Genomic DNA, 14,249 nt, shown 5'->3' on the forward strand with positions numbered 1-14,249 from the left:
AAGACGGAATATTCAGGTTCAATTCTATTGATCTATGGAGAAAGGGGCGAATGAATGAGCACGCTGCTTGAAGTGCAAAACTTAAAAACATATTTTTTTCGAAAAAAGGAACCGATACCTGCTGTGGATGGCGTTGATTTCAGCATCAACAGAGGAGAAACTGTCGCATTAGTCGGTGAGTCTGGTTCTGGCAAAAGTATTACGTCCTTATCTATTATGGGTCTGATTCATGGAACGGGTGGGAAAATTATGGACGGTTCCATCAAACTTGATGGAAAGGACCTTGTTACATATAGTGAAAAGGAATTATGCAACATCCGCGGTAATGATGTATCTATGATCTTTCAGGAACCCATGACCTCACTTAATCCCGTCTTAACCATCGGAGAACAAATAACAGAAATCCTCATCTATCACAAAAAACTTTCAAAAAAAGAAGCGGTCAAAAAAGCGGTTGATCTGCTGAAGCTTGTTGGTTTTTCCCGCCCGGAGCAAATCATGAAAGATTATCCGCATCGTTTATCAGGCGGCATGCGGCAAAGAGTGATGATTGCCATAGCGTTAAGTTGTGACCCGAAGCTTCTCATTGCAGATGAACCAACAACTGCCCTGGATGTGACCATTCAAGCACAGGTACTCACATTAATGAAAGATTTATGCTCTACCTTTGGTACATCTATTCTTCTTATCACACATGATTTAGGTGTCGTGTCTGAAGTTGCAGATCGAGTGATTGTCATGTACTGCGGACAGGTTGTTGAAAATGGGACTGTTGAAGAGTTGTTTGAACAGCCGCTTCATCCTTACACAGAAGGGCTGCTTGAATCGATTCCTGTCATTGACGGAGACATACAGCCGTTAACAGCCATCAAAGGGAATGTTCCTGCGCCAGATCAGCTTCCAGCCGGCTGCCGCTTTGCTCCTAGATGTCCGCAAGTGAAGGAACGCTGCCTGGGAGAACTGCCTAAGCTGAGAACATTTGAAAATGGCAGAAGCGTCAGATGTTTCTTATATGAGGAGGCAGACCACACATGACCCTTGCTCAAAATCAAACACAAATAACGGAATTACCAGAGAAAGAAACGATCCTTGAACTGAAACAGATTCGAAAGCATTTTCCGATTAAAGCGGGCGTCTTTCAAAAGAAAGTCGGTGCAGTGAAAGCTGTTGACGGCATAGACTTGAAGATTTATAAAGGTGAAACGTTAGGTATTGTCGGGGAGTCAGGATGCGGGAAATCCACACTAGGCCGGACAATGATCCGCCTATACGAACCAACAGACGGTCAAATTTTTTTTAAAGGGCAAGACATCACGCGCGTATCAGAATCAAAGCTAAGACAATCTACACGAAAAAACATCCAAATGGTTTTTCAAGATCCCTTTGCATCACTCAACCCTAGAAAAACACTTCGAAGCATCATCAAAGAACCCTACAAAACACATCACTTATATTCCTTAAAAGAAAGAAATGAAAAAGTAGAACAGCTTTTATCAAAGGTAGGTCTTCATCCAAGCTTTGCGAACCGCTATCCCCATGAATTTTCAGGCGGGCAGAGGCAGCGGATCGGCATCGCTCGTGCGCTTGCCATGAATCCCGACATGATCATCGCAGATGAGCCTGTATCAGCACTTGATGTATCCATTCAGGCGCAGGTTATTAATCTGATGGAGGAGCTTCAGGAGGAATTTGACCTTACCTATCTATTTATCTCTCACGATTTAAGTGTGGTCAGGCATATTAGCGATAGAGTCGGCGTCATGTATCTCGGCAAAATGATGGAGCTTGCCGATAAGCATAGTCTGTACGATGACCCGCTCCATCCGTATACACAGGCTCTGCTTTCTTCCGTTCCTGTCACCCGTAAAAAAGGGCAGGTGAAAAGAGAACGCATTATGCTCCAAGGCGATCTGCCGAGTCCTGCAAATCCGCCAAAAGGCTGCGTATTTCACACAAGATGCCCGCACGCGAAAGAAATCTGTAAAGAAAAAGTACCAGCATTTCAGGAATTAAAAACGAACCACTTTGTTGCCTGCCACCTCTACAACGCTTGATCAAGCTTGTATGATCTCATCTTTGAGAGGGGGGATGAAACAGGATTCGATCATTATTTTTAAAAAAGAATAGGGGGAATTGTCTATGAAAGGTAGAAATAGAAAGTCCATTTTGGTCAGTTTACTGCTGATCTTTACATTAATCCTTGCTGCTTGTTCTGGTGGAAATAAAACGTCTGGAGACAGTGGAAAGAAATCCACAGGTAAACCGGTACAAGGCGGCGATCTTGTCATCGGTTCAATTGCAGAGCCAACATTATTTAACTCGCTGTATTCTACAGATGTGGCAAGCTCTGATATTGAGGAAAGAATCTACAGCTTCTTACTTCAAACAGACGGAAAGCTCAACCCTCAGCTATCGCTGGCAGAGGATATTAAAGAATCTGATGACGGCAAGCAGTTTGATGTCACCATTAAAAAAGGTGTGAAGTTTCATGATGGTGAAGAACTGACTGCTGATGATGTTGTGTTTACATACAGCATTCCAATCAATAAGGACTACAACGGGGAGCGCGGATCAGGCTTTGAAGTTTTAGAGTCTGTTAAAAAGACAGGGGACTACTCGATCGAATTCAAGCTCAATAAAAAAGATCCGTATTTTTATAATGTCACACTAGGAAGCTACGGTATTTTACCTAAGCATATTTTAGGTGATGTGCCTATAAAAGATCTCGGTGAAAACGAATTTAACCGAAAAAAACCAATCGGTTCTGGTCCATTTAAATTTGCAGAATGGAAAGAAGGAGACTACGTCAAACTAGAAGCCTTTGACGATTATTGGGATGGACGTCCTTACCTTGATACTGTCACAATTAAAACAATTCCTGATCAGAATGCAGCGATTGCCCAGCTGTCAGCAGGAGATATTGATTTCTTTGCTGTCCCAGGCTCCGAGCTGCAAACAGCTGAAAAAGTGAGCAACATTAAAATCGAATCTGATCTAGGACTCAATTATTCATACATTGGCTGGAACCAGAAAAATGAACTCTTTAAAAGTAAAAAGGTCCGCCAAGCGCTGACACATGCTATTGATCGTCAAACGATTGTTGACCAAGTGCTAGATGGAGACGGCAAAGTAGCCAACATTCCAGAAAGTCCGCTGTCTTGGAACTATCCAAAGGATGAAAGTGTGCCAGTGTTTGAATTTGATCAAGAAAAAGCGAAAAAGATGCTGAAAGAAGAGGGCTGGGAGGATACAGATGGAGACGGCTATCTTGATAAGGATGGCAAGAAATTCTCCTTTGTCATAAAGACCAACCAAGGAAATAAAGTTCGTGAAGATATCGCTGTCGTTGTCCAGCAGCAGCTCAAAGAAATCGGTGTGGAAGCAAAGCCGCAAATTGTGGAATTCAGTGCACTCATTGAGCAGACGACACCGCCTAAGTGGGATTATGATGCGCTGCTGCTCGGCTGGAGCCTTGCGACATTCCCTGATCAATTCAGCATATTCCACTCAAGCCAGTCTGAAAAAGGCTTAAATAACATCTGGTATAAAAATAAAGAGGTCGATAAGCTGTTAGTCGATGCTAAAAACTTAAGCGATCGAAAAGATTATTCAAAGGCATATGAAAAAATTTATAAACTGATCGCAGAGGATCAGCCGTATACGTTCCTTTACTATGCCAATTCACATCGCGCTATGCCATCTAATCTTCAAGGCTACTCTTACCACCCGAAAGATGAGTATTACAAAATCGAAAAATGGTGGCTTGAACAGTAGGCTGATAGTGAAGAAGGGGGGATTCTCCCCTTTCAACGTGAGAACAATCTCTTGCATTCGGTGTCAGTTCTCTGCGCGGGTGCTAAAAAGATCACTTCGTTCGCTCCGCATCAGCATGAGAATTCAAGGGTTTTCAGATCACGCTGAAAAGAAGACAAAAGGCTAAAATAACATCATTTTGGCCTTTTTTTCACAGAATGGCGATCCGATGAAAAAGGAGTTGTGCATATGGTTACATATATCATTAGAAGGACATTGCTCTCCATTCCCATTTTATTAGGGATTACCATCTTGTCCTTTGCCATTATGAAAGCAGCACCAGGCGATCCGATGTCACTCATGATGGATCCTACTATTAGTGCGGCAGACCGGGAAGCCTTTATTGATAAGTACGGCTTGAACGATCCTGAATATGTGCAATATATGAAATGGCTTGGCAATATGCTTCAAGGTGACTTTGGCACATCCATTGTCAAAAAGGGAACACCCGTGGCTGATTTGATTTTTGCCCGGCTGCCAAATACCCTCATCCTCATGATCTTTTCTACAATAGTTGCCCTGCTGATCGCCATCCCATTTGGTGTTCTTTCAGCAAAACGTCCATATACAAAGCTTGACTATGGCATTACGGTTACATCTTTTATCGGACTGGCTATTCCAAACTTTTGGTTTGGTCTCATCCTCATTATGGTTTTATCCGTGAACTTAGGGTGGTTTCCAACTGGCGGAGTTTCTACCTTGAATGCCGATTTTAATGTGTTAGACCGGCTCCATCATATCATTTTACCTGCCTTTGTTTTAGCAACGGCTGATATGGCAGGGCTGACCCGGTACACAAGGTCGAGTATGCTTGATGTGATGAGGCAGGATTACATTCGCACAGCAAGAGCGAAAGGCTTTAGAGAAAACAAAGTCATTTTTAAGCATGGTTTAAGAAACGGTCTTATGCCTGTCATAACGATTTTCGGATTAATGATACCATCTTTTATTGGCGGCGCAGTCGTGGTGGAACAAATCTTCACCTGGCCTGGACTTGGAAAGCTGTTCATTGATTCTGCCTTTTCGAGAGATTATCCGGTCATTATGGCAATGACCGTTATTTCCGCAGTGCTTGTGGTGGTTGGAAATTTAATAGCGGATATTTTATATGCGATCGTTGATCCGCGTATTGAATATTAGAAGGGAGCTGAAACACAATTGGCACAGCCTAATATGGGAACACCTCCTGTTGATATCAAATTAAAGGAGGGCCTTCCGCCAAAGCCTGAGACGATGCTGCGTTTGTTTTGCGAGAAATTTTTCAAAAATAAATTGGCGGTTGCCGGCTCCGTGATCTTATTGATCATTATTTTTTCTGCCATTTTCGCTCCAGTGATCGCTCCATATGCACCAGAGCATCAAGATTTATTGAAGCGGCTCCAGCCGCCGAGTGCTGAGCATTTTATGGGCACAGACAAGTTTGGCCGTGATATTTTCTCAAGGGTGCTATATGGCGCGCGGGTCTCTTTATTGGTCGGTTTTGTCTCGGTGGTTGGTGCAATCACTATTGGAACTGTCGTTGGCGCGGTCGCGGGGTATTTCAAAGGGTTTGTTGATTCCTTGTTAATGAGGTTTGTGGATGTCGTCTTGTCGATTCCAGACATTTTTCTATTGATCACGCTCGTCACCATTTTCAAACCGGGCATTGATAAATTGATTTTAATCTTTGCTTTGACAGGCTGGACAACAACCGCCAGGCTCATACGCAGTGAATTCTTATCACTTCGAACAAGAGAATTCGTCCTCGCGGCGAGAACCATTGGAACGAAAAATCATGTCATCATCTTTTCGCATATTTTACCGAACTGTATCGGTCCTATTATTGTATCAGCTACATTAAAAGTAGGCTCCGTCATTTTAGCTGAATCAACGCTCAGCTACCTTGGCTTTGGTATTCAGCCGCCAACGGCAAGCTGGGGCAACATGCTGCAAGATGCACAAAATTTCTCGATTATGGTGCAAGCGTGGTGGTACCCGCTTTTCCCAGGTTTACTCATTTTGCTGACTGTTTTATGCTTTAATTTTTTAGGAGATGGGCTGAGAGATGCGCTTGATCCTAAAAAGCTGAAATAAAGTTTAAAGGGGCTCTGCGGTTCCTGAACGAAAGAAAGACATGAAGCCATCATATACTCACCTTGAAGTTTTGATAAAGTTGGAATAATTTCTCTATCCCTTGCCCATACTGTGGACAACAGTTTTTATAAAGTGAGGGATTGGTTATGTTATTTCTTCATGACGTATGGGTGAATTGGTTTGAAGGGGAAGAAAATGGCTACAATGTGTGTCATTTTCATGAGTGGCGTAAGGAGGACAGCGTTGAACTGTTAGATCAAGTGCCTTTACTTAAGGTGCAGAGTCCTTTGTTTGATTACATAGAAAATGATCTTTCAGAGCTGCCAAAGACGCTGCTAGAGTCTGTATTTGAGAAATCTTATATACGAAAAAATCATGAACGCCGTAAATTAGAGTATTGCTTTGTGGTCACAGACGGCATTCGAATTATTGCTGTAGATACGATTGGATATTCCATACCTGTGAGAAAAAGCCGCTTGATCCCAAGGCAAGAGCAATTGGTGTATGAAATGGTGAAAGATGTGAAGGCAGAGGAATATGAATTTTCTAAGGACAGCCTTGAATCGACGAAAGAGTATCACATTCTATCACTGCCGCCGCAGCATATCAGCGGATTAACGAGAAAAGAAAGACAGCTGAAACAGCTGATGTTTATGGCGCTCGATCAATTAAAAGGGCTCAAAAACAGGGCGGAGATTGCGTATTGGTATACGGAATGGAACCCGCGCATGTACAACCAAATCAAACGAATGTCTTTCGAAGAGATTTGGAACATGCTTTACAATGAAACGATTGATGGGTGGTCAGAGAATCATTTAGCCTTCTGTGAAAAAATGATTAAAGGACAGCCTTTTTTCGAAAAGCTTTGGGAAATGGAAAACGAATCAAAAGTAAATTAGAAAAAGCTTGCAGCGAGTCGTGCTGCAAGCTTTTTTATTTGCGTTTTCTGCCAAGACCCATCGCATTCTCCATTTTTTTCAGCATTTTGTTTGCTGCGCGGTTTGCTTTTTCAGCACCTTCGTCTAGAATGCGGTCAAGCTCGTCTGATTCAATGAGTTCATAGTATCGATCTTGAATTGGTTTTAAAGCATCAACGACAACGTTCGCAAGATCTCCTTTAAACTCACCATATCCTTTGCCTTCGTACTTTTGCTCCAGCTCTGCAATGGATATGTTGCCTAATACAGAATAAATCGTCAGCAAGTTGGCTATACCAGGCTTGTTCTCTTTGTCATACCTCACGATGCCTTCTGAATCCGTCACAGCACTTTTAATTTTCTTTTCAAGCTGCTTTGGTTCATCTAATAAGGTAATGAAAGATTTTTGGTTCGGATCGGATTTGCTCATTTTTTTCGTTGGATCTGTTAAAGACATAATCCGTGCGCCTTCTTTTGGAATTTTCACTTCAGGCACAGTGAAGATGTCATTGTACTTTCGGTTAAAGCGTTCAGCGAGCGTTCTAGTCAATTCAAGATGCTGCTTTTGGTCTTCTCCAACAGGGACTAAATCAGTACCATATAATAAGATATCGCCAGCCATTAATGGGGGATACGTTAATAGGCCTGAAACAACTGCTTCTTTACCAGCGGATTTGTCCTTAAATTGGGTCATTCTTTCTAATTCCCCAATATAAGCAACACATTGAAGCATCCATCCTGCCTGGGCGTGAGCAGGTACCTCTGATTGGATAAACAATGTCGCTTTCTCTGGATCAAGACCAACAGCTAAATAAAGAGCTGCTAAGCTTCTAATATTTTGACGGAGAGCTAATCGGTCCTGACTCACTGTAATCGCATGTTGATCGACAACACAAAAATAGCCATTATAGTCATGCTGCAAATCGACAAATTGCTTCATTGCTCCAATATAGTTCCCTAATGTGACAGAACCGCTCGGCTGAATGCCTGAAAAAATTGTCTTCTTTGTCATACTAAAACCTCTTTTCTTCAATATAAAAAGGCCCACCCATCACTTTTCAACAGAAAAGGGACGAATGAACCGTGGTACCACCCTTGTTATTTCACATAGAAATCACTCAAGACGTTGATAACGGAGACTACTCCGTCTAAGCCTACTCACTTTTTTAGAAGTGTTCGGTTAGCTGCTCCAAAGCCCATTCCATACATGCCATTATCTGCTCACACCGGCCGCAGACTCTCTGTAAATGGTGAATATATGTACTCTTCTTTTTCATCGCAACAATATGTCTATCTATTATAAAGGATGACCATGAAAAAGTCACGAAGCCCTTATGTGACCTTCTCATCATGCCTATTGACACTTAAAATTTTAGATAAAATAACAAATATCTGTCAGAATTTTTTAAAAAAGGATGATTAATTATATGTATAAAACATTATTCCTGCTGAATTTGTTAAATTATTTTAATCAATTTACGCTTTAATTTGTTGAAGTGATTGAGACTTTAGTTTATAAAAATCCCTCTTTATCCCCATTTACGTTTTTAAAAAATATATGAAATTGATATTGCAATAAATTATTCTATTCATTATAATGAATTTGTTCACACGTTTGTGCTAGGCTCTTTACATAGTGAAAATTCAGAAAAAACAAAAGAAATAGAAAGTAAGCTATTCAGGGACTTTTTTACGCTATTTCTTAAATCTGAATCTCATCTTCTATCGAGACCTTTGAACTAAAAACATATTATAAGGGGGAATACAGTTGAAAAAGCGTTGGTCTGTTGTTACTTTAATGCTTATTTTCACACTTGTATTAAGCGCTTGTGGTTTCAGCGGAAACAAATCAGGCGACAGCACGAGCAGTTCTGGAGAGGCTAAAACAACATTAAATGTGAATATCTCCACTGAGCCTTTTTCTCTACATCCGGGATTGGCAAATGATTCAACTTCAGGTAGTGTCATCCGTCAGACTTTTGAAGGGTTAACAAGAATTAACGCTGAAGGAAAGCCAGAAAATGCAATGGCTTCTGATATCAAAACAAGTGCTGATGGTAAAACTTATACATTCACACTTCGTGATGCAAAATGGTCTAATGGCGACCCTGTAAAAGCAGAAGATTTCGAATATGCTTGGAAATGGGCATTAGATCCTAAAAATGAATCTCAATATGCTTACCAGCTTTACTATATTAAAGGTGCTGAAGCAGCGAACAAAGGGAAAGCGAAAGTTGCTGATGTTGGCATTAAAGCTAAAGACGACAAAACGCTTGTAGTTGAGCTAGAAAACCCAACACCGTTTTTTACTGAACTAACTGCATTCTATACTTATATGCCAGTCAACAAAAAAGTGGCTGAAAAGAATAAAAACTGGTACACAAATGCTGGTGAAAACTACGTATCTAACGGACCATTCGTTCTTTCTAAATGGAAACATGGCGGTTCTATCACGCTTGAAAAGAACAATGAATACTGGGATAAAGATACTGTGAAATTGAAAAAAATCAACATGTCTATGATCAAAGATACAAACACTGAGCTTAGCATGTTCAAAAAAGGCGAGCTTGACTGGGCTGGTTCTCCAACTGGAAGCCTTCCAACTGAGTCTTTAAAAACATTGAAAAAAGAAGGCGGTCTGAAAATCCAGACGATCGCTGGTATCTATAACTACAAATTCAACACAGAAGTAAAACCTTTAAACAATGCAAACATCCGTAAGGCCCTTGCATACTCAATCAACCGTCAAGCGATCGTTGACAAAATTACGCAAGGTGAACAAGTTCCAGCAATGGCAATCGTTCCACCAACAATGGAAGGATTCACAGATAACAAAACTGGCTACTTCAAAGATCACGATGTAGATACAGCTAAAAAGCTTCTTGAAAAAGGTGCGAAAGAATTAGGTTATAAGTCTGTTTCTGATCTTCCAACATTGAAACTTTCTTACAACACAGATGAAGGCCACCAAAAGATTGCACAAGCAATTCAAGAAATGTGGAAAAAAGATTTAGGTGTGAAAGTTGAACTTGATAACTCTGAGTGGAACGTATACATCGACAAAATCCACAGCGGAGATTACCAAATCGGACGTATGGGCTGGTTAGGTGACTTCAACGATCCAGTGAACTTCCTTGAGCTTTACAAAGATAAAGACGGCGGAAACAACGACACTGGATGGGAAAGCAAAGAGTACAAACAATTGTTGAATGATTCTGCAAAAGAAACAGATAAAACGAAGCGTGAAGAAATGCTGAAAAAAGCAGAAGAAATCATCATCAACGATATGCCTATAGCACCAATTTACTTCTACACTCAGCTTTGGGTACAAGATCCAAAACTTAAAGGTGTAGTTGTATCTGGACTAGGTGATGTTCAATACAAATGGGCACATTTCGAAAAGTAAGAGTAATAGTGTAAGAGATCTACGGCAAGGATCTTAAGGTATATGGAGGATGTCTCTCCATATACCTTTCTTGCTGATTAGAGAAATTGTTGTAAAATCATGGAGGTGCAATTCCGTTGCTTAAATATATCGGTAAGCGATTAATATATATTTTAATCACACTGTTTGTTATTGTAACTGCAACTTTCTTTCTCATGCAGGCAGCACCTGGTGGTCCATTCTCTGGTGAGAAGAAACTTCCTGCTGAAATTGAAGCAAACCTAAACGAGCACTACGGATTGGACAAGCCCTTATTTGTTCAATATGTAAACTACCTAGGTTCAGTTGCAACATTAGATTTTGGTCCCTCATTTAAATATAAAGGACAAACCGTAAATGACTTAATCAGTTCTGGATTCCCCGTTTCCTTTACCCTCGGAATTGAGGCAATTCTCCTCGCATTAGCATTTGGTGTATTGTTTGGGGTCCTTGCAGCGCTCTATCATAACAAATGGCAAGACTATACGATTGCCATTTTAACGATCTTTGGAATTTCAGTTCCAAGTTTCATTTTAGCGGCGCTACTACAATATGTATTTGCATCTGAGGCAAGTATTATAGCGATCTTCCCAGTTGCAGGATGGGAGTCTTGGGCAAGCACCGTACTACCTTCTATTGCACTTTCCTTCATGCCAATGGCATTTATCGCTAGACTTGCACGGTCAAGTATGCTTGAAGTACTAAATAGTGACTACATTAGAACGGCTAGAGCGAAAGGATTAACAAAATCTGCTGTGACGATCAAACACGCCATCCGAAACGCATTGTTACCTGTTATCACATACATGGGACCAATGGCTGCTTCAGTTTTAACAGGTAGTTTTGTCGTTGAGAAGATTTTTGGTATTCCTGGCTTAGGCTCTCACTTTGTCACAAGCATTACAAACCGTGATTACACCGTCATCATGGGTGTCACAGTCTTCTACAGTATTATTCTATTAATCAGTATTCTAGTCGTTGACGTCCTCTACGGTATTATCGATCCTAGAATTAAACTGACGAAGGCGAAGAAAGGGGTCTAACACATGGAAGAGATGAGAAAAGATTTATTTGTGCCTGCGACAGCTGACGCAGCAGAATCTGAAAAAATTTCTAAACCTAGTCTATCTTTATGGAAGGATGCCATGCTTCGCTTCCGTGCCAATAAACTTGCAATGGTTGGACTTACAATCATTTTTATTATCGTGATGCTGGCCATCTTTGTTCCGATGTTTTCTAAATACGATTACTCTACGACTGATTTGCTGAATGCTGACCAGCCGCCTTCAAAAGAACACTGGTTTGGTACAGATGATTTAGGACGTGACATGTTTGTCCGTACATGGGTCGGGGCAAGAATTTCGATCTTTATCGGGCTTGCTGCAGCGGTGCTTGACGTGATTATCGGTATTATCTGGGGAAGTATTGCTGCATTCAAAGGCGGCCGTACAGATGAAGTGATGATGCGTATCGCAGACGTTTTATGGGCAATTCCAACACTATTAATGGTTATCTTAATGATGGTTGTTCTGCCAAAAGGATTATTAACGATTATCCTCGCCATGACAGTCGTAGGCTGGATTAACATGGCACGTATTGTTCGGGGACAGGTTTTACAATTAAAGAGTCAAGAATACGTTCTTGCAGCACAAACATTAGGTGCGAAAACATCTAGACTTTTATTTAAACACTTAATTCCAAACTCAATGGGACCAATCCTTGTGACGATGACATTAACGATTCCTTCTGCTATCTTCACAGAGGCATTCCTAAGCTACCTAGGGCTTGGTGTACCGGCTCCGTTAGCGAGCTGGGGAACAATGGCGTCTGACGGAATTCCAGCCATGACGTATTACCCTTGGAGATTATGGTTCCCAGCCGCATTTATCTGTATTACAATGTTTGGTTTTAACGTGGTTGGAGACGGACTAAGAGACGCTTTAGATCCGAAGTTGCGTAAATAAGGAGTGATTAGGATGGAACGTGAACGTATTCTAGAGGTGAAAGACCTTGCAATCTCATTTAAAACATATGGTGGAGAGGTTCAAGCCATTCGTGGTGTGAACTTCCACTTAAATAAAGGCGAGACACTTGCTATTGTAGGTGAATCTGGCTCTGGTAAAAGTGTGACATCACAAGCGATCATGAGATTAATTCCGATGCCGCCAGGTTATTTCAAGCGCGGACAGATCCTGTTTGATGGCCAAGATATTGTCAAGAAAACTGAAAAACAAATGCAAACCATTCGAGGAAAAGACATCTCAATGATCTTCCAAGATCCGATGACGTCTTTGAATCCAACGATGAAAGTGGGGAAACAAATTACAGAAGTGCTGTTCAAGCATGAACAAATTTCAAAAGAAGCGGCTGAAAAAAGAGCCATTGAACTATTGGAGCTCGTTGGAATTCCAATGCCCGAAAAAAGAATTAAACAATATCCGCACGAATTTAGTGGCGGGATGAGACAAAGGGTTGTCATCGCCATGGCGCTTGCTGCAGATCCAAAGCTGCTGATTGCCGATGAGCCGACGACTGCACTTGATGTAACAATTCAGGCACAAATTTTAGAATTAATGAAAGAAATTCAGCAAAAGGTTGACACTTCGATTATCTTTATTACGCATGATCTAGGTGTTGTTGCCAACGTCGCTGATCGTGTAGCTGTTATGTATGCAGGACAGATTGTGGAGACAGGGACTGTCGATGAAATTTTCTACAATCCAAAGCATCCGTATACATGGGGACTTTTAGCATCCATGCCGAGTCTTGACACAGATGGCGGAGATGAAGGAAAGCTGACTGCCATTCCAGGAACACCGCCAGATCTGACAAACCCGCCGAAAGGAGATGCATTTGCACTCCGCAGCGATTATGCAATGAAAATTGACTTTGAACAAGAACCGCCAATGTTCAAAGTATCAGATACGCATTATGTGAAATCATGGCTACTTCATCCGAATGCACCTAAAGTTGAACCGCCTGCTTCTGTAAAGGCGAGAATGCGTGAACTAGAAGGTAGCTACGAAAAACCTGTATTAGTAAAAGAGGGTGAATAGCATGGCAGAAAAACTGTTAGAAATCAAAAATTTGAAGCAGCATTTCCATACAGCAAGAGGAACTGTGAAAGCAGTTGATGGGGTTTCATTTGATATTTACAAAGGTGAAACGCTTGGTCTTGTAGGTGAGTCTGGTTGTGGTAAATCCACTACGGGCCGTTCGATCATTAGACTTTATGATGCGACAGATGGTGAAGTTCTTTATAAGGGAGAAAATGTACACGGGAAGAAATCAAGACAAAAAATGCTTGAGTTCAACCGTCAAATGCAGATGATCTTCCAAGATCCATATGCTTCACTCAACCCTAGAATGACAGTGCTTGATATCATTGCAGAGGGCATCGACATTCATGGCCTTGCAAAAACAAAACAGGCGCGTAAAGAGCGTGTGTACCAATTACTTGAAACTGTTGGCTTGAACAAAGAGCACGCGAACAGATACCCGCATGAATTCTCAGGCGGTCAAAGACAGCGTATCGGAATTGCACGTGCATTAGCAGTAGAGCCGGATTTCATCATCGCCGATGAACCAATCTCTGCATTAGACGTGTCGATCCAAGCGCAGGTCGTCAATTTATTGAAAGAGCTTCAAGAGGAAAAAGGTTTAACGTACTTATTCATTGCCCATGACTTGTCCATGGTAAAATACATCAGCGATCGTATCGGCGTGATGTATTTCGGAAAATTGGTTGAGCTGGCACCAGCGAATGAATTATACGAAAACCCGCTTCATCCATATACAAAATCATTGCTGTCTGCGATTCCGCTTCCAGATCCTGATTATGAGCGTAACCGCAAACGAATCAAGTATGATCCATCTGTTCACAAAGGAACAAACACCGAGTTCCGTGAAGTGAAGCCAGGTCACTTTGTGAGCTGCACAGAGGAAGAATTCAAAGAGCTACAGGCGAAACAATCATAAGAAGGAAGAAGCACTGCTAAGTCAGTGCTTCTTTTTTTTATTTT

General features: G+C 41.4%; 12 protein-coding genes and 1 other annotated feature. Of the genes, 11 read left to right on the forward strand and 1 reads right to left on the reverse strand.

All coding sequences use genetic code 11. The annotated features are described in order from the left end of the window. The first annotated feature begins 54 nt into the window (after positions 1 to 54). The 6 genes from MHB66_RS05480 (at position 55) to MHB66_RS05505 (ending at position 6,785) form a co-directional block, all read left to right on the forward strand. Positions 55 to 1,035, forward strand: a complete 981-nt coding sequence (locus tag MHB66_RS05480; protein WP_046310546.1) for an ABC transporter ATP-binding protein — start codon at positions 55 to 57, stop codon at positions 1,033 to 1,035. Beyond that, a complete protein-coding gene (locus MHB66_RS05485; protein WP_046310548.1) occupies positions 1,032 to 2,054 on the forward strand; it encodes a dipeptide ABC transporter ATP-binding protein in 1,023 nt (340 codons plus the stop codon). Before MHB66_RS05480 ends, MHB66_RS05485 begins: the two co-directional genes overlap by 4 nt. Positions 2,055 to 2,139: 85 nt before the next feature. Then, complete coding sequence (locus MHB66_RS05490) at positions 2,140 to 3,774, forward strand: peptide-binding protein (protein WP_046310550.1); 1,635 nt, start codon at positions 2,140 to 2,142, stop codon at positions 3,772 to 3,774. 228 nt (positions 3,775 to 4,002) lie between these two features. After that, on the forward strand, positions 4,003 to 4,953 hold the full coding sequence (locus MHB66_RS05495; protein WP_046310552.1) for an ABC transporter permease: 951 nt from the start codon (positions 4,003 to 4,005) through the stop codon (positions 4,951 to 4,953). 33 nt (positions 4,954 to 4,986) lie between these two features. Next, the gene (gene opp4C, locus MHB66_RS05500) at positions 4,987 to 5,886 is read left to right on the forward strand and encodes an oligopeptide ABC transporter permease (RefSeq protein WP_080769820.1); all 900 of its coding nucleotides are present in this window, start codon (positions 4,987 to 4,989) and stop codon (positions 5,884 to 5,886) included. 146 nt (positions 5,887 to 6,032) lie between these two features. Further along, on the forward strand, positions 6,033 to 6,785 hold the full coding sequence (locus MHB66_RS05505) for a YjbA family protein (RefSeq protein ID WP_024426484.1): 753 nt from the start codon (positions 6,033 to 6,035) through the stop codon (positions 6,783 to 6,785). Between the two features lie 34 nt (positions 6,786 to 6,819). On the opposite strand, the gene trpS is transcribed toward MHB66_RS05505, so the two are convergent. Beyond that, positions 6,820 to 7,815: a tryptophan--tRNA ligase gene (gene trpS / locus MHB66_RS05510; protein WP_046310554.1), complete on the reverse strand. Its 996-nt coding sequence runs from the start codon at positions 7,813 to 7,815 to the stop codon at positions 6,820 to 6,822. Positions 7,816 to 7,868: 53 nt separating this feature from the next. Continuing rightward, positions 7,869 to 8,089: a binding site (T-box leader), on the reverse strand. A gap of 482 nt (positions 8,090 to 8,571) precedes the next feature. On the opposite strand from trpS, the gene MHB66_RS05515 reads away from it, so the two are divergent. The 5 genes from MHB66_RS05515 to MHB66_RS05535 all read left to right on the forward strand — a co-directional run bounded on the left by MHB66_RS05515 (position 8,572) and on the right by MHB66_RS05535 (position 14,205). Further along, positions 8,572 to 10,209: a peptide ABC transporter substrate-binding protein gene (locus MHB66_RS05515; protein WP_034282068.1), complete on the forward strand. Its 1,638-nt coding sequence runs from the start codon at positions 8,572 to 8,574 to the stop codon at positions 10,207 to 10,209. A 116-nt stretch (positions 10,210 to 10,325) separates the two neighbouring features. Continuing rightward, a complete protein-coding gene (locus MHB66_RS05520) occupies positions 10,326 to 11,270 on the forward strand; it encodes an ABC transporter permease (protein WP_024425044.1) in 945 nt (314 codons plus the stop codon). A gap of 3 nt (positions 11,271 to 11,273) precedes the next feature. Further along, a complete protein-coding gene (locus tag MHB66_RS05525; protein WP_024425043.1) occupies positions 11,274 to 12,191 on the forward strand; it encodes an ABC transporter permease in 918 nt (305 codons plus the stop codon). 3 nt (positions 12,192 to 12,194) lie between these two features. Further along, positions 12,195 to 13,283, forward strand: a complete 1,089-nt coding sequence (locus MHB66_RS05530) for an ABC transporter ATP-binding protein (protein WP_087975602.1) — start codon at positions 12,195 to 12,197, stop codon at positions 13,281 to 13,283. Between the two features lies 1 nt (position 13,284). Then, positions 13,285 to 14,205 (forward strand): ATP-binding cassette domain-containing protein, encoded by a 921-nt coding sequence (locus MHB66_RS05535; RefSeq protein ID WP_024425041.1) that lies wholly within the window; start codon positions 13,285 to 13,287, stop codon positions 14,203 to 14,205. The last annotated feature ends 44 nt before the right edge of the window (positions 14,206 to 14,249 follow it).

This window comes from Bacillus sp. FSL L8-0167 (genome assembly GCF_038630295.1).
Lineage (GTDB): Bacteria > Bacillota > Bacilli > Bacillales > Bacillaceae > Bacillus > Bacillus safensis.